The organism is Roseibium sp. QJM3NY_11, from assembly GCF_056173175.1.
Genome location: NZ_CM149660.1, coordinates 5,719,456 through 5,738,799, shown reverse-complemented (window position 1 = coordinate 5,738,799; position 19,344 = coordinate 5,719,456). Strand labels below are relative to the sequence as shown.

Below are 19,344 nucleotides of genomic sequence, written 5' to 3'. Positions count from 1 at the left end.
ATATGAGCGATACGAAAAATCCAGGCGACAAGACAATCAGCGTTGAGCGTGGCAAGACGCTTGGCCTCAAGCGCGGCGGTGGCGATCAGGGAACTGTTCGGCAATCGTTTTCGCATGGCCGGACGAAAGCCGTCGTCGTGGAAAAGAAGAAGCGCCGTGTCGTAACGCCGGGGCAGGACCCGAAGCCCGAGGCTCCCGCGCCGACGACACAGCGTCTTGACCGGCCGACCGAAGCTCCGCGCAGGCCGCAGGCCGCGGATCCGCAGGCTGCCAAGCAGGCGCGCCAGAACGCGTCCGGCCAGCGCCAGAAGGGCAACGGCAACGTCTTGCGGACCCTGACCAAGGAAGAGGCCGCCGCACGCGCTGTCGCCCTCAAGATGGCCAAGGAACGTGAGGTCGAGGATCGCAAGCGCCGCGAGGAAGACGAAAAGCGCCGCGCCGTCGAAGCCGCAAAACGGCAGGCTGAAGATGAGGTCCGCGCCAAGGCCGAGGCCGAGGAACGCGCCAAGCGTGAAATCGAGGAAGCTCGTGAGGCTGCCGAACAGGCCAAGGCTGCGCCTGCCGCAGTCCCGGACGCTGCAGCACCTGCACCCGCGGCAAAAACCAGAACAGTGGCCGGGCGCCAGCCGGCGCGTGCCAATGACGGCAGGCCGCCGAGCCTCGACGACATGGGCAAGCGCAATGAGCCTGCCGCCGTGCGTCCCAAGACGGAGCGCGAGGGTGGCGAGGAAGAAGATCGCGGCAACAAGGGTCTGCGCGCCGTCAAACGGCCGAAACAGGCTCCGGCTCCGGCTGCGCGGCCGCGCACCGGTGACGACCGCCGCCGCTCCAAACTGACGATTTCCGCCGCCACCGGCGGCAATGACGGTCAGCGCGCCCGTTCGCTGGCATCCATGCGCCGCCGTCAGGAGAAGGCCAAACGCGGTCAGCAGCCGGTTGTGCGCGAGAAGGTCATCCGCGAAGTCACGCTGCCGGAAGCGATCACCATTCAGGATCTCGCGAACCGCATGGCCGAACGCGCCGTCGATGTCATCAAGCTTCTGATGAAACAGGGGCAGATGCTGAAGATCAACGACGTGATCGATGCCGATACCGCGGAACTGATCGCCGAGGAAATGGGCCACACCGTGAAGCGTGTGTCCGAAGCCGATGTGGAAGAAGGCCTGTTCACGCAGGAGGACGATCCGTCCACCCTCAAGCCGCGCCCGCCGGTCGTGACCATCATGGGTCACGTCGACCACGGCAAGACCTCGCTGCTCGACGCGATCCGCAAGTCCAAGGTGGTCACCGGCGAAGCCGGCGGGATCACCCAGCATATCGGCGCCTACCAGATCGATCAGGGCGGCAACAAGGTGTCCTTCATCGATACCCCGGGCCACGCTGCGTTTTCGCAGATGCGTGCCCGCGGCGCCAAGTCGACCGATATCGTGATCCTGGTCGTCGCCGCCGATGACGGCGTGATGCCGCAGACCAAGGAAGCGGTTGCCCATGCCAAGGCGGCCGACGTGCCGATCATCGTGGCCATCAACAAGATGGACAAGCCCGAAGCCGATCCGAGCCGGGTCCGCACGGAGCTCCTCAGTGAGGATCTCGTGGTGGAATCCATGGGCGGTGATGTCATCGACGTGGAAGTGTCCGCCAAGACCGGTGAAGGTCTCGACAAGCTTCTCGAAATGATCCTGCTGCAGGCAGAGGTTCTGGAACTCAAGGCCAATCCCGACCGCACGGCGGAAGGCATTGTCATCGAGGCCCAACTGGACCGCGGCCGCGGCCCCGTCGCCACCGTTCTGGTGCAGAAGGGCACGCTCAAGCCAGGCGACATCGTGGTTGCGGGGTCCGAATGGGGCCGCGTCCGCGCCATGCTGGACGAGAACGGCAATCAGGTGAAGGAAGCCGGCCCGGCCAAACCGGTCGAGGTTCTGGGTTTCCAGGGCACGCCGGAAGCCGGTGACATGGTCGCGGTCGTCGAGAACGATGCCCGTGCCCGTGAGATCGCCGACTATCGTCTGCGCCAGATCCGCGAGAAGGCGTCGGTGGTTGCCTCCGGTTCGCGCGGCTCGCTCGAGCAGATGATGAACCGGCTGCAGGAAACCGGCAAGAAAGAGTTCCCGCTGGTTCTCAAGGCCGACGTTCAGGGCTCCGCCGAGGCGATTGTCCATGCGCTCCATGAGCTGGGCACCGACGAAGTCGGCGCACGCATCCTGCTCTCGGGCGTTGGCGGCATCACGGAAAGCGACATCACCCTTGCGGCGGCGTCGAAGGCTCCGATCATCGGCTTCAACGTGCGCGCCAACAAGCAGGCACGCGAAGCAGCGTCCCGCGACGGGATCGAGATCCGCTACTACAACGTGATCTACGACCTGGTGGACGACATCAAGGCGGCCATGTCCGGCCTGCTGTCGCCGGAACGGCGCGAAACCTTCCTCGGCAATGCGGAGATCAAGGAGATCTTCCACATCTCCAAGGTTGGCAAGGTCGCGGGTTGTCTGGTCACCGAAGGGGTCGTGGAGCGTGGCGCCAATGTTCGCCTCATTCGCGACAACGTGGTCATCCACGAAGGCGAACTGGGCACGCTCAAGCGCTTCAAGGACGAAGTCAAATCGGTCGAGTCCGGTCAGGAATGCGGCATGAACTTCGTCAAGTACCAGGACATGCGTGCGGGCGACATCATCGAGTGTTTCCGCGTCGAGCAGATTGCACGTACGCTCTGATCGAGACGGCGGTTCACGTCCTTCCGGTCATGAACGGCAACCGCCGCACATGACCGGAAGCCAGATAGGAGGGCGCGCGAAAGCGCGCTCTTTTTCTAATTGGACGCGCGTTTCGCGCGGCATATACGCTGACTTCCGGATCCGCGCGCAGGCTGCGCTGCACCTGTCCGGACTGTCAGTGGTTTGAGGATAGCAAAAATGGCAAGACAACACGGACAGGACAGCCGTGGCCCGTCCCAGCGCCAGCTGCGTGTTGGCGAGACGGTGCGCAAGGAATTGTCCGATATTCTGACGCGGGGTGAATTTTCCGACCCGGATCTGGAGGGTGTCATCGTCACCATTCCGGAAGTGCGCATGACGCCGGATCTGCGGCTGGCCACATGCCTGGTCATGCCCTTGGGCGGCGTCAATGCGGAACTGGTCGAAAAGGCCCTGAACCGCAGCGCCAAATACCTGCGTGGCCAGGTCGCCCGCCGGCTGACCATGAAATACATGCCCGACCTGCGCTTCGTGCTCGACACGCGTTTTGACGACGACGACCGGATCGGATCCCTGCTGCATTCCCCGGATGTGGCGCGCGATCTGAATGATGGCGACGAAGACAAAGACAAAGAAGACTAGGCCTCCGGGGACGCAAGAGCCCGAGACGGCAAACGGTGTCATTCCCGCGCAAGCGGGGACCCGGGACAATTCACACGCCGCGAGAGGGCAGCAAACTGCGCGTCTCTGCCTTCCGGCCCGGCGATGACGGAAACTGCGCCCGCGGCAACAAGCGTTGAACGACAAGCGAACTCATGGCACGTCAGAAACAGATCAAGCGTAAAAAGAACGTCATCAACGGCTGGCTGGTGCTCGACAAGCCTTACGGCCTCACTTCGAACGAGGCCCTCGGCAGGATCAAGCGGATCCTGTCGCCGCAAAAGGTCGGTCATGCCGGAACGCTCGATCCGCGCGCGTCCGGTCTGCTGCCGGTCGCGCTGGGTGAGGCCACCAAGACGGTGCCTTTTGTCATGGACGGCCGCAAGGTCTACCGGTTCGAGGTGACCTGGGGCGCTGAAACGAACACCGACGACACCGAGGGCGAGGTGACCGCAACATCGGACACGCGTCCGGCCCAGGACGCCATTTCAGCTGTCCTCGGCGAGTTTGTCGGAACCATCCAGCAGGTGCCGCCCAAATTCTCCGCCATCAAGATTGCGGGCGAACGGGCCTACGATCTTGCCCGCGAAGGTGAGGAAATCGAACTGGAAGCCCGCCCGATTGACGTCCATCGGCTGGATCTTGTCGACTGCCCGGATGCCGACCGCGCCGTTTTCGAGGCCGAATGCGGCAAGGGCACCTATGTGCGCGCGATTGCCCGCGATCTCGGCCGCCGTCTTGGCACATGTGCACACGTCACCGAGCTGCGCCGCCTGCTGGTGGGCCCCTTCGGCGAGGACGATCTAGTTGGCCTGGACGAACTCCTGGAAGCTGCCGAAAGCCTGGAAGAGGGTGCGGGCATCGAGACCCTGGTGGAGGAATTCGTTCTGCCGGTGCGCGAGGCGATGGACGATCTGATCGAGGTTCCGGTATCGCTTGACGACGCCGCGAAGATCCGCAAGGGCATGGCGGTGCTGCTGCGCGGCCGCGAGGCGCCGCTCAACACAGAGGTGGCCTTCGCCAGCCACGCCAATGTGCCGGTCGCCATCGGCTCTGTCGAAAAAGGCCGGTTCCAGCCATCGCGCGTGTTCAATCTGTAAGACCGGAGTGCCTGGATCCGGCGCGGCCTGAACGCCGCCGAAGCCTGCCCCTGTTCAAAGGTTTTCCCGGACCCATTTCGTGGTGCCCGGGGCGAGGCCCTTGAATTTTGGCGCGTCGGCCAGCGGCGCGACCAGCAAGGGGTCTCCGTCGGGCAATTGCCATTTGATCCGGTGATAGACCTTCGATCTTGACAGGTCGGTCACGACGAGTGCCAGGGAGGGCGACAGCCAGGAAAATTGCGGGCTTTCGAGCACGCTCAGTTCCACCCCGTCCGGGGGCGTCTTCCTTCCGTCGAAAGCGGGCAGAACGATCAGATAGGCGCTGTTGCTCATGTGTCTCCGGACTGTCTGCCGCGGGGGTGTCGCCCGGGATCGCCCGAAATTCGGCGCCGGGCGCACCGGCAGCCGTCGTTCCAGGCCCTGTTCCTCAAACGTGCAGCGGCCCTGATGGTTCCTTTGCGGAAACCCGGCGCGCGCGCCGCGCCCATGCCGCCGGCGGCCTTGACTGACGCCGGAATGGACGGTGTCCGCGCCCATGCGGCCTGATTGACAAAAGGGCGGGCGGCAGCCAGTTTTCTCTTTTCGAGGCGTTCCCCGAGGCGTTCCCCAGGGCGTTCCGTGAGGCGGCTCCCGAACAGGAAAGACAGCAATCTTGTCCAGAAACTCCGGCCCCGATGGCCGCAACGTGCTGTTCGAACCGCTGCAGTTGCCCTGTGGTGCGATGCTCAAGAACCGGATCGCGAAATCGGCCATGTCGGATTCCCTGGGGGATGGAACCGGCCACCCGACGCAAGCGCAGTGCCGGCTTTACCGACGCTGGGCGGACGGGGGGCAGGCGCTCGCGATTGTCGGCGAAGTTCAGTGCGGACCGGGCTTTGCGGAGAAGCCCGGCAACCTTGTGCTCGACGGCGCTTCCGACCTCGACCGGTTCCGGGATCTCGCACGCAGCGGCGCTGCGAACGACGCCCTGCTCTGGCTCCAGCTCGGCCATGCGGGCGCGATGGCCTATCCGCCGACAAGCAGTCCCAGGGGGCCGAGTGCGCTTGACCTGCCCGGTCTGACCTGCGCCGCTCTGACGTTGGACGAGATCTGTGCAGTGCCGCTCGCGTTCGCGCGGACGGCACTGCTGGCGAAACAGTCCGGTTTCGGCGGTGTCCAGATCCACGCGGCGCACAGGTTTCTGATCAGCCAGTTCCTGTCACCCTTGTTCAATCGCCGCAAGGATGCCCATGGCGGCCCCGTCGAAAACCGCATGCGTCTTTTGCTGGAGGTCATCGATGCGGTTCGCGAGGCGGTCGGAGCGGCGTTTCCCGTTGCCGTAAAGCTCAATTCGAGCGACCAGCTCGAAGGCGGTTTGAACGGCGACGACGCGTTCGAAATTGTTGCTGCGCTGGACAAGACGAGCATCGACCTGATCGACCTCAGCGGAGGAACCTATTTTCCGGGGGCCAAGTCCGCTTCCGACAGCGACGGCAAGGGGCCTTACTTCATCGACTTCGCGAGACGCGCGCGCGGTGTCACGAGCAAGCCGCTCATGGTGACCGGGGGCTTCAAGACCCTGGCCCAGGCGGTGGCGGCCGTTGCCTCTGGGCACGCCGACGTGGTCGGCCTCGCCCGCCTGCTGGCGCTTGAGCCGGCGCTGGCCGGGCTGTGGCACGCCGGCCGCTCTGCGGAGCCGGTTTTCCCGAGGTTCACCGATCCGCCGGAGGGCGGCATAACCGCATGGTACACGATGCGGTTGACCCAGATCGGGGAAGACCGGGAAACGCCCGAATACGGCGACCTGGAGCCTGCGGTAGCCGCCTACGAGGCCAGGGACCGGGAGCGCACGGCGACCTGGCTGCGCCATTTTTCCGGTCCTGGCTGAAACCGGCTGAAACCGGCAGCCCTGCGTCCCGGGGCCAACTGAGGGTCGCTTAAAGAAACCACTGGCTTTTTGGGGCATATTCCGCCATATATCGCCGCCATTGGGCATTCAGGTCCAATACGTCCATGGGAATCCTTTGCTGAACGACATCTCGGCTCTGGAAACTCGTGGATCAGGCCGGTTCCCGGCAGTTCAACGCGTCCGGTCAACGGACCGCAACTCTTCGAAAGGAAAGAGCGATGTCGATTACAACAGAGCGCAAAGCCGAGCTCATGAAAGAATACGCCATCAAGGAAGGCGACACCGGGTCTCCCGAAGTCCAGGTCGCAATCCTCACCGAGCGGATCAACAACCTGACCAGCCACTTCAAGTCCCACGGCAAGGACAATCATTCCCGCCGCGGTCTCCTGAAGATGGTTGCGCAGCGCCGGTCCCTTCTGGACTACGCGCGCGGCAAGAGCGAACAGCGTTACAAGACCCTCATCGAGCGTCTTGGCATTCGCCGCTAACAACCGAAAATCGAAAACGCGGCGGGTAGAGTGCCCGCCGCGTTTTTTTCAACTGCGTTTCCATTTCAGGACAAACGCACTATAGACATCTCGTGACACGTCATGGGGCAGGATTGCCGGCTTCTTTCCGCAGATATTTCGAAAGCAGCCCGTTGTCTTGCCCGTGACCTGTCCGCCGGTAACCGGCCCATCCGGGGCCGACCGGGAATGTGCCCGATAGCCGTGCTGTACCGTAAGCAGCCGGATCGGGTGAAGCTTTAAGGACAGATGATGTTTGACATTCATCGTGTGGAAGTCGAGTGGGGCGGACGTCCGCTCATTCTCGAAACGGGCAAGGTTGCCCGTCAGGCCGATGGCGCCGTCATGGCGACCTACGGCGAAACCAAGGTGCTGGCGACAGTCGTGTCGGCCAAGCAGCCGAGGCCGGGCCAGGACTTTTTCCCGCTCACAGTAAACTACCAGGAAAAGGCCTTTGCGGCCGGCAAGATCCCCGGTGGCTTCTTCAAGCGCGAAGGCCGTCCGTCCGAGCATGAGACGCTGACGTCCCGCCTGATCGACCGCCCGATCCGCCCGCTGTTCGCGGACGGCTACAAGAACGACACCCAGATCGTCATCACCGTGCTGTCTCACGACCTTGAGAACGCACCCGACATTCTGGCCCTGGTGGCTTCCTCTGCCGCGCTGACCCTTTCCGGTGTTCCGTTCATGGGCCCGATCGGCGGCGCGCGGGTCGGTTATATCGACGGCGAATACGTCCTGAACCCGCTCGTGGACGACATGCCGGAAAGCGCTCTGGACCTGATCGTTGCCGGCACCGGCGACGCGGTCCTGATGGTTGAATCGGAAGCCAGGGAGCTTGACGAAGACATCATGCTCGGCGCCGTGATGTTTGGTCACAAGGGCTTCCAGCCGGTGATCGACGCGATCATCAAGCTGGCCGAAACCGCTGCCAAGGAACCGCGCGAACTGGTCCTGCCGGATCATTCCGAGCTGTTCGGCAAGGTCAAGTCCCTGGCTGCCGACGATCTCGCTGCTGCCTACAAGATCACGTCCAAGACCGAGCGCAAGAACGCGATTGATGCCGCCAAGGCAAAGGTCGTCGAGGCTCTGATCACCAACGCTGCTGAAGGCGAGGCGGTCGAAGCGAACGTGCTCGGCGATCAGTTCAAGAAGGTCGAAGCCGAAATCGTGCGCGGCGGCATTCTCGATACCAAGACGCGTATCGATGGCCGTGACCTGTCCACCGTTCGTGCGATTTCCTCCGAAGTCGGCATCTTGCCGCGCGCACACGGCTCCGCTCTGTTCACGCGCGGTGAGACCCAGGGCCTCGTCGTTGCCACGCTCGGAACCGGTGAAGACGAGCAGTTCGTCGATCTCCTGGAAGGCACCGTGAAGTCGCACTTCATGCTGCACTATAACTTCCCGCCCTATTCCGTGGGTGAGACCGGCCGCATGGGCTCCCCGGGACGCCGCGAAATCGGCCACGGCAAGCTCGCATGGCGCGCTGTCCATCCGATGCTGCCGCCGCATCACGAATTTCCGTACACGCTGCGTGTGGTCTCCGAAATCACCGAGTCCAACGGTTCGTCCTCCATGGCGAGTGTCTGCGGCACTTCTCTGGCGCTGATGGATGCGGGCGTGCCGCTGAAGGCTCCGGTCGCGGGTATCGCGATGGGCCTGATCAAGGACGGCGACCGGTATGCTGTCCTGTCCGACATCCTCGGCGACGAGGATCACCTCGGCGACATGGACTTCAAGGTGGCTGGTTCCGAAAACGGCATCACCTCCCTGCAGATGGACATCAAGATCGATGGCATCACCGAAGAGATCATGAAGATCGCTCTGGGTCAGGCAAAAGACGGCCGCATCCACATCCTGGCTGAAATGGCCAAGGCCCTGACCGAAGCCCGTGCCGAACTCGGCGAACATGCGCCGCGCATCGAAGTGATGAAGATCCCGGTCGACAAGATCCGGGAAGTCATCGGCTCCGGCGGCAAGGTCATTCGCGAAATCGTCGAAAAGACCGGCGCCAAGGTCAATATCGAAGACGACGGCACCGTCAAGATCGCCTCTTCCGACGGCAAGGCCATCAAGGCAGCGGTTAACTGGATCAACTCGATCGCCGCAGAGCCGGAAGTGGGCGTGATCTACGAAGGCACCGTGGTCAAATGCGTCGATTTCGGCGCGTTCGTGAACTTCTTCGGCGCCAAGGACGGACTGGTGCACATCTCGCAGCTGGCTCCCAACAAGGTCGCCAAGGTCACCGACGTGATCAAGGAAGGCGACAAGGTCTGGGTCAAGCTGATGGGCTTCGATGAACGCGGCAAGGTACGCCTGTCCATGAAAGTGGTGGACCAGGAGACCGGCAAGGAATTCGACAAGGGCGAAGGCGCTGACTAAGCCTCTTCTTCTGAACAGCATTGGAACCGGGGGCCGCATGGCCCCCGTTTTCGTTTTAAATCCGGTGGTCGTTCCTCGGCGCCGGTCAGCCGGCTTCGGCGACAACCGCGCCCGGACCGTTCATGCCCGTCAGATACCGCTTGAAGTCGGCTCCGGACATGGGCCGCGCGAGACTGTACCCCTGGATCAGGGAACAGCCCATGGCGTGGATCAGGTCGCATTGCTCGCGGGTCTCGGCGCCCTCGCAGACCACGTCGATGCCAAGGGAACCGGCCATCGAGATGATGGCCTGAACCATGGCCTGGCCGTCCCGGTCCTTTTCAAGGCCCATTATGAAGGACCGGTCGATCTTCAGCCTGTCGATGGGCAGGCGCTTCAGATAGCTGAGCGACGAATACCCCGTTCCGAAATCGTCGAGTGACATCTTCACGCCAAGGGAGCTGACCGCATCGAGGATTGTTGCGGGATTGAGGCGCTGGTCGTCGAACATCACGCTCTCGGTGACTTCAAGCTGCAAGCTGGCCGGATCTATCTCGGTCTTCCGGAGAATGTCCTCCAGCAGGCTGAGAAAGCCCGTGTCCCGGCACTGGCGCGGCGATATGTTCACGCTTATGCCGTCCAGTTTCAATCCGTCGCGGTTGCACGACTGGAAGAAGGCGCAGGCTTCGCGCAGCACCCATTCGCCAAGCGGGACGATCAGGCCGCATTCCTCGGAGACCTTGATGAATTCGGTCGGTGGCACGGTTCCAAGGGCCGGATCGGTCCAGCGTGCCAGTGTTTCGCAACTGACAACGCGGCTCTTCGCATAATCGACAATCGGCTGGAAATTCAGATGCAGTTCACCCTTGTCGATGGCTTGGCGAAGGGCGAATTCCATCTGGCCCCTGCGTGCGGTCTGTGCGTTCATGCGGGCTGCGAAGAAGCGGTATGTGGAGCCGCTGTCGGTCTTCGCCTGGAACATGCTCCGGTCGGCCTGCAGCAACAGGGTCTCGACGTCGTCGCCATCGTTGGGGGACAGCGTGATACCCAGGCTTCCTGCCATGATGATCTGCGCGCCGTTGTCCAGATCGATGGGGTCGCTGACACTGGCCAGGATTTCGCGCGCGACCCGTTCGATCTGCCAGCGGTCTTCCGGGTTCGACAGGATGATCGCGAATTCGTCACCGCCCATGCGGGCAACGGTCTGGTCGGGGCCCACCGCGCTGGTCAGCCTGGCGGCGATGGTCTCGATCACATGGTCGCCGGCCGACGGCCCATAGGAATCGTTGACGGTCTTGAAGCGGTCGAGATCCAGCATCATCAGCGCGGTCAGTCCGCCCTGATGCTTGCTCCGCTGCACCGCCTGGCGCAGCCGGTCGATCAGCAGGCGCCGGTTCGGCAGACCGGTAAGCGCATCGATATTGGCGTTGACGGCGACCAGGTTTTCCTGGCGCTTGCGCTCGCTGATATCGGTGATCGTGGCGTAAAAGGCCGGCTCGCCACGCCACTCCATGACACGAACGTGCTGTTCGAGCCAGACGGTCCGCTGGTCCTTCGTGAACCCCTTGACCTCGTAGGCGCGCCCGGCGGTGCCGCTGTCGCTCAGGTCGTAATAGCTGCTCAGGCGGTCGCGTTCCTCCGGCGCGTAGATCACGAGGCTCGGCAGGTCCACGAGTTTCTTGGGATCGCCGCTTTCGTAGCCCAGCATCACCAGCAAGGCGTCATTGACATAAAGGATCCGGTGATTGGCCTGCACAAGCACACCGTGAAGCGACCCGTCGATCAGATCCTTGAACCGGGCGTCCCGGTCGCGCGCCGTTTCAAAGGCTGTCTCGAACATGCGGACCAGGGCATTGAATTCGGTGATCAGTCCCGGGGCGGGAGGGGTGACTTCACGGTCCTGCCTGAGGCTCATGGCGTAGTTGAGCAGGCTGCCGAGGCCTGCTCCCGTGATCCGGTTCACCAGAAGCGCCGCGCCGAGCGCCAGAAGAGCCGTGTACAGCAGGAACGGGCCGAACAGCCGCGTGTAGGTCTCCTCGACCTTCTGCAGTGTGTCGATCGGTTGCTTGATGACCGCTGACAGCATGAGGCCGTCGAGGCTCAGCATCAACGGGGCCTGGATGTAAAGGTGATCCTCCCTGAGCATGTAATTGACATCCGCGGTGGCGCCCTTGAGCGTTTCGGGAAGCCGCTCCGTGGTCAGGTCGCCGAGACCGGCGACGATCTCCTTGCCATGATAGAAAGCCAGGTCGTCAACCTTCAGGATCTTCGCGACGACACCGGGCAGCGTATAGGAATCGGTGACCGTGGTGCCGCCGAAGATCTTGCCGAGTTCTTGGCCTGACACCGGATCCAGAATCGGTGTCGCCATCGCGGCGGTGACCTCGATCGGTTCGGAGGAGTAGTCGGCATAATTGAGCCAGATGTCCGGGGGCATCGCCGCGCGGACGCTGGCAGGCAGCTGATGGCGGATGTCGATCAGGCCCAGGCTGCCGTTGACCCAGCTTTCCTCGTCCTGCCGGTCGATCAGCAGGATGTCGAGAACCGCGCTGGTCATGCCGGTGGAGGCGCGCTCGATGATGCTTTTCGCCGCGACCTTGTCGCCCTCCACGAGGGCCCTGCGAAGGGCCGGATCGGAGGCGACCGACCGTATCTGGGTTTCAAGAAGATCGAGATGCTGGGTGAAGACGAGTCTGGCAAGGGTCGCCCTGGACTTGGCATTGCGGGCGATCTCGTATTCGGCGATCGACAGGCTGCCGAGATAGGTGATCCAGAACAGCGCGATTGCCGTGCAAATCAGTCCGATCGCGAACAGACCCATGACGAGCCGGCTGAACGGTATGGAAAAACCGGGTTTCAAGGAAGCGCTCCCGGACATTCTCTGACACGGCGCCGGCGCGAGACGAAAAAATGAGGCCCGGGATGCCAGCCGGACCATGGCGATGCATTGCAACGCTCGGGATTTCGTACGTACAAATTATGCGCTGCAGCTGTCACGGAAGCTTTCTTGTAGTTCAGGGTTGTCGAAATTGGATCGTACTACCATAGAACTATCGTTGTGTTTCGCAAACATTAAGAATAAGAGTTTTGGCATATAGGGAAGATTTAAATATTAAACTTCGATCGGCTCGATGAATCAGTAATTTCTTGGGGCTGGTCGCTGTTTTCACGGTCTTCGAGATGGATTTATTGAAAATTTATTGTAAAATTTGACAATGCTGAACGTGGGTCTGCCTCGAAAGCGGCCGGCACAAGAGGCGTTTGCCTGCCCCCGTGAAACTGCTATACCGCTGCGGGAATTGTATGAGGGGAATGCGATGGGGCAGATGCGCTTGGTGATTGTGGGGGCGGGCGGCAGAATGGGCCGGGCCCTGACACGCGCCGTGACCGAAGCGTCTGGAGCCTGCGTTGTCGCCGCAATCGAACGCGAAGGCTCCGAACTGCTCGGCCAGGACGTCGGTGATCTGGCGGGAACCGGGACGCTGGGCGTTCCGTTGAGCGATGATCCGCTGACGGCATTCGCAGCCGCCGACGGTGTCCTGGACTTCACGGCGCCTGCCGCAAGTCTCTGGTTCGCCGAACTGGCCGCGCAGGCGCGCATCGTTCATGTGATCGGGACGACCGGCTGGAGCGAGGGCGAGGACGCGCCGCTCCTGGCGGCTGCCCGTCATGCGCGGATCGTCAAGTCCGGCAACATGAGCCTGGGGGTCAATCTGCTCGCAAGCCTGGTGCGCCGCGCGGCCGCCGCGCTGGATGCCGATTTCGACATCGAAGTGCTGGAAATGCATCATAAGCACAAGGTGGATGCGCCGTCCGGTACGGCGCTGCTGCTGGGCGAAGCCGCGGCCGAGGGGCGTGCCATGGATCTGGCCGCCCACTCCGTGCGTGTGCGCGATGGCATCATGGAACCGCGCAAGTCCGGCGATATCGGTTTCGCCACGTTGCGCGGCGGATCCGTCATCGGCGAGCACTCGGTGATTTTCGCAGGCGAGGGAGAGCGCATCGAGCTGACCCACCGGTCCGAGGACCGTCAGCTCTTCGCACGCGGTGCGGTGAAGGCCGCCCTGTGGGGCTTTGATCAGAAACCGGGGTTCTATTCGATGGCCGATGTCCTCGGTCTGAATTCATGACGTGGACTGTATATTTTTGAGGAGAGAGGCATGGATCGCCTTCTTGTGCTTGTTCGTCACGGACAGAGCGAATGGAATTTGAAGAACCTTTTCACAGGCTGGAAGGATCCGGGCCTGACGGAGCAGGGCGTGGCTGAGGCTCACAAGGCCGGTGAGCAGCTCAGGGACCTGAAACTGACCTTCGACCTGGCTTTCACGTCCGTTCTGTCGCGCGCGCAGAAGACGCTCGACATCATTCTGGAGGAGCTCGGTCAGAGCGGTCTTGAAACCTTCAAGGACCAGGCCTTGAACGAGCGCGACTACGGCGACCTGACCGGCATGAACAAGGATGAGGCCCGCCAGCAATTCGGCGAGGACCAGGTCCATGTCTGGCGCCGCTCCTACGACGTTCCGCCGCCGGGCGGGGAGAGCCTGGAAATGACCGCCGAGCGTGTTCTGCCGTACTACAAGGCGGAGATCCTGCCCCGGGTCCTGTCGGGCAAGCGCACGATCGTAGCCGCGCACGGCAATTCGCTGCGCGCGCTCATCATGGAACTGGAAAACCTCACACCCGAGGAGATCCTGAAGCGTGAGCTGGGCACCGGAACGCCGATCATCTATCGGCTCGACGAAAACGGCGGCGTCGTCAGCATGCAGGATCTCGCGGACTGAACCGGGCGGGGCCGCATCGGATTTCATGTGAAAAAGGGGGTGGTTTCGCCCCCTCAGCTTGTTGACAAACTCACGGGGTCATTCCGGACAAGCGCAGCTGCGCTGCGCGCTGATCCGGAACCCAGCGAGTCAGCGCGAGCTTACACGAGCACAAAACCAAACAAGGCTTTGAAAATATGGATAAAGACGCGCCTTCGGCGCGACAGATCCGCTGGGTTCCGGCTCTGGCCATGCAACTGCGCTGCAGACCGTCCGGAATGACCAACTGAGAGTTGGTCAGCAGTCTGGGGGGCGAAACCGCCCGCCCCCTTTTTGTCAGATCTCGAAGCCGTTCTGCGACGCGAGGTTTTTCAGGGGCCTTTCAGGCCGTGCGCCGACATGGCTGATGACGCTGGCGGCACAAAGGCAACCCAGTTCGGCCGCATCCTGCAACGCGTACCCGCGGGCCAGGCCAAACAGAAAGCCGGACGCGAACAGGTCGCCGGCCCCGGTCAGGTCGACGACATTGTCCACGTCGTTGGCCGGTATGGTGCTGGTTTCCGCGCCATTGAAGACCATGGCGCCTTCCTTGCCCAGCGTGAGTGCGGTCAGGACACCCGTTTCCCGGGCCGCCGAAACGGCGGATTCCAGGTCTGATGTCTCGTAAAGGGCCTTGAGCTCGTGCTCATTGGCAAACAGCAGATCGACCACGCCGTCTGTGAGCAGCGACTGGAATTCACTGCGGTAGCGGTCCACGCAGAACGAATCCGACAGGGTGATCGCCACCTTGCGTTCGTTCGCATGAGCGATTTCGGCGGCTTTCAGGAACGCCTTTTTCGCTTCCTCCGGATCCCAAAGATAGCCTTCCATGTAGGTGACGGCGGCAGCGGCCACGACGTCCTCATCCACATCCACGGGGCTGAATTCGGTACAGGCACCCAGATAGGTGTTCATGGTGCGCTCGCCGTCCGGCGTGATCAGGATCATCGACCGGGCGGTTGGCTTCCATTCACGCAGCCGCGGCGTGTTGAAGTAAACGCCGGTGCCGTTCATGTCGTGATAATAGGCATCTCCGAGTTCGTCTTCAGCGACCTTGCCGAAATAGGCCGGATGTCCGCCCAGCGAGGCTATGCCCGCAGCCGTGTTGCCGGCGCTTCCACCCGATATGCGGACGGTCTGTCCCATCTTGTCGAACAGGCGGACGGCTTCGTCCGTCTCGATCAGGCGCATGGAGCCCTTGATCAGGTTTTCCTGCAGCAGGAAGTCCTCTTCGACATGCGCAAAGACGTTGCAGATGGCATTGCCGATGCACAGGGCGTCAAATCTCGTTTCAGTCATGAAGTCCTCTGGGGTTGCCCGTTGATACGGCGTCAGGAGAGTGGATTGGGCCGCAGGGCGCGATTGGCTTCCGGTTCCTTGATCTTGTCCCGGAAGGGGCTTGCCCGGTAGACGCCGAGCATGTTCAGTTCCGCACAGAAAAAGGCCAGTTCCTCGAGGGCAAGAGCAACAGCGGGATCCTCGGGATGACCTTCGATGTCCGCATAGAACATGGAAGCAAAAAACCGGCCTTCCAGCTGATAGGATTCCAGCTTCGTCATGTTGACCCCGTTGGTCGCGAATCCGCCGAGTGCCTTGTAGAGCGCGGCCGGAACGTTGCGGACCCGGAAGATGAACGTGGTGATGACCGGCTGGCCGTTGTGCGCGGCCTCCATCTTATCGCGCGAGAGAATAACAAAGCGTGTCGTGTTGTGAGCCTCGTCCTCCACGTCCCGGCGCAGGATGTCGAGACCGTAGATCTCCGCGGCCATTTCCGGGGCGAGCGCGGCCACGGACGGATCGTTCATCTCGGAGATCTGGCGGGCCGATCCCGCCGTGTCACCGGCCACAACGGCGGTCAGGCCGAGTTCACGAATGACCTTCCGGCACTGTCCCAGTGCATGAATATGGCTGTGAACCTTTTTCAGCCCGGCCAGCGTCGCGCCTTTCGGAGCCATCAGCTGAAAGCGGATCGGCATGAAATACTCGCCGATGATGTGCAGATTGGATTTCGGCAGCAGGTGGTGGATGTCGGCCACGCGCCCGGCGACCGAATTCTCGATCGGGATCATCGCCAGGTCGGCACTGCTCTCGGCCATGGCCGAAAAGCAGTCCTCGAAGGTCGGGCAGGGAATCGCGTCGTAGTCGGGATAGACGCTCTGGCACGCCATGTGCGAATTGGCGCCTGTCTCTCCCTGAAACACTATCTTTTTTCTATCGCTCATGGGTCTTTCAGCCTCGCGGCGGTCTTTTCTCAGGTGGTCAGGTAGGCTGCCCGGGCCCGTTCCAGGTCCTCGGGCGTGTTCACGTCCATCGGGGCGCTGTCGATGATCGAGACATCGATCCGCATGCCCGCTTCCAGGGCGCGCAGCTGCTCGAGTTTCTCGCGCGCCTCCAGCGGCGAGGGCGGCAGCCGGACGAAGTCCGCCAGGGCGCTCCGGCGGTAGGCGTATATGCCGACATGCTGGTAAAGCGGCCCATCGCCGCTCGGTGCGGTCGCACGGGTGAAGTAAAGCGCGCGGTGATGGCCCCGGCCGTTCGGTGTGGTCACCGCCTTGACGAAATTCGGATCGTCCCGAAAGACCGGATCGGTGATCTCGGTCATGATCGTGCCGATAGCGACCTCCGTGATGCCGAGCGGGGTGAACGCGGCGCGAATCGCTTCCGGTGCGATCAGAGGCACATCGCCCTGCACATTCAGGATGACGTCATGGGCCGCATCGGGGTCAAGCAGGCTTGCCGCCTCGAAAATCCGGTCCGAACCGGACCCGTGGTCCGTGCGCGTCATGACGGCCCGGCCGCCATGATCCTGAACGGCCTCGAAGATGTCCCGGTTGTCGCAGGCGACCGCAACCGGGCCGATATCGGCGTTGCGGGCCTGTTCAAGAACCCGCACGATCATCGGTTTTCCGCAAATATCGGCAAGAGGCTTGCGCGGCAGGCGCGTGGCCGCCAGGCGGGTCGGAATAATCACAAGTGCTGTCGTCAACAGGGTCTCCCAGGGGCCGCAGAGATGCGCCGAAGCGCAAAAAACAAGGCCCGCGTCCGTTTGTCGTATCAGATGCCCTTTTAAAGCTATGGACAGCAAGGTCAAAAAATTTGTAGGTTCCGGCAAAATTCGACAAGCTGATAGGGGTCGCGGTTTGGCTGCGGACCCGGACGCGTATGAGCCTGGAGCCGGAGAGAATGGATTCCTTCACGCTGAACAAGGCCGCCGGGGCGGTCCTGATGGTCCTTATTTTGACGATGGGTGTCGGGATTGTATCCGACATCATCTTCCATCCGACGATTCCGGGAAAGCCGGGCTATGAAATCGTCGTGGCATCCGCGGAAGATTCCACATCGGAAGTCGAGGCTGTTCCGGAAGTCGCGCCGATTTCCGAGCGCCTGATCGAGGCGGAAGCCTCCGCCGGTGAAAAGGTCGCCAAAAAATGCGCGGCCTGCCATGACTTCAGCCAGGGCGGCGCCAACAAGGTCGGCCCCGGACTTTGGGATGTTGTCGGTCGCAAGCCCGGTGGACATGAAGGCTTCGGGTATTCTTCCGCGATGGTGGCTTACGGCGAAGAACATCCGGAATGGACCTTCGAGGAACTCGATCATTTCCTGCTTGCACCGAAGAAACATGTTTCGGGAACAACCATGGGTTTTGCAGGCCTGCGCAAGCCGGGCGACCGCGCCGACATGATTGCGTATCTTCGTGAGCTGTCCGACGCGCCGAAGCCGCTTCCGGCGGAGTAAGTCTCCACCACCTGGCAATGGCATGCTGAATTGTTTGAAAGCCGGGTTCCCAACCCGGCTTTTTTATTTGAATTAGATCGAATATTAATAAATCTTACGTAACGTCGCCTTGAAGCGACCGGCAGGGCCGGGCAAGGACCGCATGGGCATAAATTTGACGCGAAATGTATTCTCAGGGTCGAACGGAACGTGGATCGCGGCGGCCGTCGCCGCGGTGTGCTTTCTCGCGGGCATAACCGTGACGGCCCATGTCGGTCAGCTGGTCCGCAGTGAAATGGTGTCCCAGCACAAGCAGCAGGCTGTTGCGAGCCTGTCGGAAGCGCGGGCCCGGCTGGAAGGCGAAATCAACCGCACGGTTGCTCATGGTCTTGGCATCAGGGCCTATGTGGCGCAATTCGTCGACAAGTCCTTCGACATGGATGACTATAGCCAGATCGCGGTCGACCTGATCGAGGAAAACCCGTCCATCCGCTCCGTCGGACTTGCACCCAACAACATTCTTCGTGCCGTGTTTCCGTTAGAGCCGAACCAGTCGGCCATCGGTCTGAACTACCGGCTGAACACCGCGCAGTGGCCGGCAATCCGCGAAGCCATGATGTCGCGCAAGGTCGTCATCGCCGGACCGCTGGAACTGGTTCAGGGCGGTTCGGCCCTGCTGATCCGAATTCCGGTCTTTCCATCGTCCTACCCGGGCCAGGCCATGGGAGAGCGCAGCTACTGGGGGGTTGCCACGCTCGTCCTCGATCAGGCGGAATTGATGGCGCAGTCGGGGATCGGGGATGTTGTCAGCGGAATCAGGATCGGTGTCGTCAACAAGGCGACCGTCGACAGCAGCAAGATGGTTTTCGGCAGCCCGTCACTGTTCGAAAAGGACCATGTGTCCTTGCCGCTTCATCTGCCCGGCGGGCTGGAGTGGAACCTGATCGGGTATCCGGAAACCGGCTGGTCGAGCGCAGGCAACAAGATCTGGATCACCCAGCTGGTCGGCAGCCTGATCTCGCTCGTGTTCGGGTCTATGGCCTTTCTCCTGATCAGCGAGGTCTACAAGGTCCGGTCCATGGCGCTGCATGACCCGCTCACGGGCCTGGCGAACCGCCGCCTGCTGGAAGACCGCATGCATCAGCTCGCCGCCATGTGTGAGCGTACCGGGGCCGGTTTCGAGATCTTTTATGTGGACCTGGACGCCTTCAAGCCGGTCAACGACAATTACGGCCATGCCGTCGGCGATCAACTTCTCATCGAAATCGGTCATCGGCTGCACAGCCAGGTCCGCCAGACCGATACGGTCGCCCGGGTTGGCGGGGACGAATTCATCGTGCTGACGCCGGGCAACATGCGCCGCCAGGAGAAGGATGCGTTTTTCAGCCGCCTCGAAGAGCGGGTCGCGCAGGTTTTCGAATATTCGGGTGCGCGCATCGACGTGATGGCCAGCATCGGCTCGGCAAGCTATCCGGGGGACGCGGCAACCGTGGATGACCTGCTTCGGGTGGCCGACGGCCGGATGTACGCGCAGAAGGCAAAATCCAAGCGGGATTTGCGGGAACTTCCCGGCAAGGGTCTTCCCCAGACAGGTTAAATTTCTGTCATCAAGGCAAGCAGCGCGTG

At 62.1% G+C, this 19,344-nt stretch carries 15 protein-coding genes; 10 read left to right on the top strand and 5 right to left on the bottom strand.

Translation table 11 applies throughout. The features are described 5' to 3' along the window. The first annotated feature begins 2 nt into the window (after window positions 1-2). From infB to truB, 3 genes are all read left to right on the top strand, one after another. On the top strand, window positions 3-2,711 hold the full coding sequence (gene infB, locus AC0VX3_RS26250) for a translation initiation factor IF-2 (RefSeq protein ID WP_475522975.1): 2,709 nt from the start codon (window positions 3-5) through the stop codon (window positions 2,709-2,711). 198 nt (window positions 2,712-2,909) lie between these two features. Continuing rightward, window positions 2,910-3,332, top strand: coding sequence for a 30S ribosome-binding factor RbfA (rbfA, locus tag AC0VX3_RS26245; protein WP_342891655.1), 423 nt, complete (start codon window positions 2,910-2,912; stop codon window positions 3,330-3,332). A 173-nt stretch (window positions 3,333-3,505) separates the two neighbouring features. Then, window positions 3,506-4,450, top strand: coding sequence for a tRNA pseudouridine(55) synthase TruB (gene truB / locus AC0VX3_RS26240; protein ID WP_475522974.1), 945 nt, complete (start codon window positions 3,506-3,508; stop codon window positions 4,448-4,450). 54 nt (window positions 4,451-4,504) lie between these two features. On the opposite strand, the gene AC0VX3_RS26235 is transcribed toward truB, so the two are convergent. Further along, complete coding sequence (locus tag AC0VX3_RS26235) at window positions 4,505-4,783, bottom strand: hypothetical protein (RefSeq protein ID WP_475522973.1); 279 nt, start codon at window positions 4,781-4,783, stop codon at window positions 4,505-4,507. 319 nt (window positions 4,784-5,102) lie between these two features. Between AC0VX3_RS26235 and AC0VX3_RS26230 the strand changes: the two genes are divergently transcribed. The 3 genes from AC0VX3_RS26230 to pnp all read left to right on the top strand — a co-directional run bounded on the left by AC0VX3_RS26230 (window position 5,103) and on the right by pnp (window position 9,226). Next, window positions 5,103-6,317, top strand: coding sequence for an oxidoreductase (locus AC0VX3_RS26230; RefSeq protein ID WP_475522972.1), 1,215 nt, complete (start codon window positions 5,103-5,105; stop codon window positions 6,315-6,317). A 239-nt stretch (window positions 6,318-6,556) separates the two neighbouring features. Beyond that, the gene (gene rpsO, locus AC0VX3_RS26225) at window positions 6,557-6,826 is read left to right on the top strand and encodes a 30S ribosomal protein S15 (protein WP_342891651.1); all 270 of its coding nucleotides are present in this window, start codon (window positions 6,557-6,559) and stop codon (window positions 6,824-6,826) included. Between the two features lie 270 nt (window positions 6,827-7,096). Beyond that, window positions 7,097-9,226, top strand: coding sequence for a polyribonucleotide nucleotidyltransferase (pnp, locus tag AC0VX3_RS26220; RefSeq protein ID WP_475522971.1), 2,130 nt, complete (start codon window positions 7,097-7,099; stop codon window positions 9,224-9,226). An 85-nt stretch (window positions 9,227-9,311) separates the two neighbouring features. On the opposite strand, the gene AC0VX3_RS26215 is transcribed toward pnp, so the two are convergent. Beyond that, the gene (locus AC0VX3_RS26215; RefSeq protein ID WP_475522970.1) at window positions 9,312-12,065 is read right to left on the bottom strand and encodes a putative bifunctional diguanylate cyclase/phosphodiesterase; all 2,754 of its coding nucleotides are present in this window, start codon (window positions 12,063-12,065) and stop codon (window positions 9,312-9,314) included. A gap of 457 nt (window positions 12,066-12,522) precedes the next feature. Between AC0VX3_RS26215 and dapB the strand changes: the two genes are divergently transcribed. After that, window positions 12,523-13,335, top strand: a complete 813-nt coding sequence (gene dapB / locus AC0VX3_RS26210; RefSeq protein ID WP_475522969.1) for a 4-hydroxy-tetrahydrodipicolinate reductase — start codon at window positions 12,523-12,525, stop codon at window positions 13,333-13,335. Between the two features lie 30 nt (window positions 13,336-13,365). Continuing rightward, a complete protein-coding gene (locus tag AC0VX3_RS26205; RefSeq protein WP_348142433.1) occupies window positions 13,366-13,986 on the top strand; it encodes a 2,3-bisphosphoglycerate-dependent phosphoglycerate mutase in 621 nt (206 codons plus the stop codon). A gap of 315 nt (window positions 13,987-14,301) precedes the next feature. Here AC0VX3_RS26205 and AC0VX3_RS26200 read toward each other — a convergent pair whose 3' ends face one another. The 3 genes from AC0VX3_RS26200 to AC0VX3_RS26190 are packed head-to-tail and all read right to left on the bottom strand — an operon-like array spanning window position 14,302 to window position 16,990. Continuing rightward, window positions 14,302-15,303, bottom strand: coding sequence for an adenosine kinase (locus tag AC0VX3_RS26200; RefSeq protein WP_475522968.1), 1,002 nt, complete (start codon window positions 15,301-15,303; stop codon window positions 14,302-14,304). A gap of 32 nt (window positions 15,304-15,335) precedes the next feature. Continuing rightward, entirely contained in the window at window positions 15,336-16,226 is an 891-nt protein-coding gene (locus AC0VX3_RS26195) for a prephenate dehydratase (protein ID WP_342891645.1), read from the bottom strand. Between the two features lie 29 nt (window positions 16,227-16,255). After that, complete coding sequence (locus tag AC0VX3_RS26190; RefSeq protein WP_475522967.1) at window positions 16,256-16,990, bottom strand: 3-deoxy-manno-octulosonate cytidylyltransferase; 735 nt, start codon at window positions 16,988-16,990, stop codon at window positions 16,256-16,258. Window positions 16,991-17,187: 197 nt separating this feature from the next. Here AC0VX3_RS26190 and AC0VX3_RS26185 point away from each other — a divergent pair, with 197 nt between their 5' ends. Both AC0VX3_RS26185 and AC0VX3_RS26180 read left to right on the top strand, forming a co-directional pair. Beyond that, on the top strand, window positions 17,188-17,739 hold the full coding sequence (locus tag AC0VX3_RS26185; RefSeq protein ID WP_475522966.1) for a c-type cytochrome: 552 nt from the start codon (window positions 17,188-17,190) through the stop codon (window positions 17,737-17,739). 154 nt (window positions 17,740-17,893) lie between these two features. Continuing rightward, entirely contained in the window at window positions 17,894-19,315 is a 1,422-nt protein-coding gene (locus AC0VX3_RS26180; protein WP_475522965.1) for a diguanylate cyclase, read from the top strand. Window positions 19,316-19,344: the final 29 nt, after the last annotated feature.

Coding starts and splice junctions, on each gene's coding strand:
- AC0VX3_RS26205 (WP_348142433.1), top strand. CDS start 13,366: ATGGATCGCCTTCTTGTGCTTGTTCGTCACGGACAGAGCGAATGGAAT.
- truB (WP_475522974.1), top strand. CDS start 3,506: ATGGCACGTCAGAAACAGATCAAGCGTAAAAAGAACGTCATCAACGGC.
- infB (WP_475522975.1), top strand. CDS start 3: ATGAGCGATACGAAAAATCCAGGCGACAAGACAATCAGCGTTGAGCGT.
- AC0VX3_RS26235 (WP_475522973.1), bottom strand. CDS start 4,783: ATGAGCAACAGCGCCTATCTGATCGTTCTGCCCGCTTTCGACGGAAGG.
- AC0VX3_RS26200 (WP_475522968.1), bottom strand. CDS start 15,303: ATGACTGAAACGAGATTTGACGCCCTGTGCATCGGCAATGCCATCTGC.
- rpsO (WP_342891651.1), top strand. CDS start 6,557: ATGTCGATTACAACAGAGCGCAAAGCCGAGCTCATGAAAGAATACGCC.
- rbfA (WP_342891655.1), top strand. CDS start 2,910: ATGGCAAGACAACACGGACAGGACAGCCGTGGCCCGTCCCAGCGCCAG.
- AC0VX3_RS26195 (WP_342891645.1), bottom strand. CDS start 16,226: ATGAGCGATAGAAAAAAGATAGTGTTTCAGGGAGAGACAGGCGCCAAT.
- AC0VX3_RS26185 (WP_475522966.1), top strand. CDS start 17,188: ATGGATTCCTTCACGCTGAACAAGGCCGCCGGGGCGGTCCTGATGGTC.
- dapB (WP_475522969.1), top strand. CDS start 12,523: ATGGGGCAGATGCGCTTGGTGATTGTGGGGGCGGGCGGCAGAATGGGC.
- pnp (WP_475522971.1), top strand. CDS start 7,097: ATGTTTGACATTCATCGTGTGGAAGTCGAGTGGGGCGGACGTCCGCTC.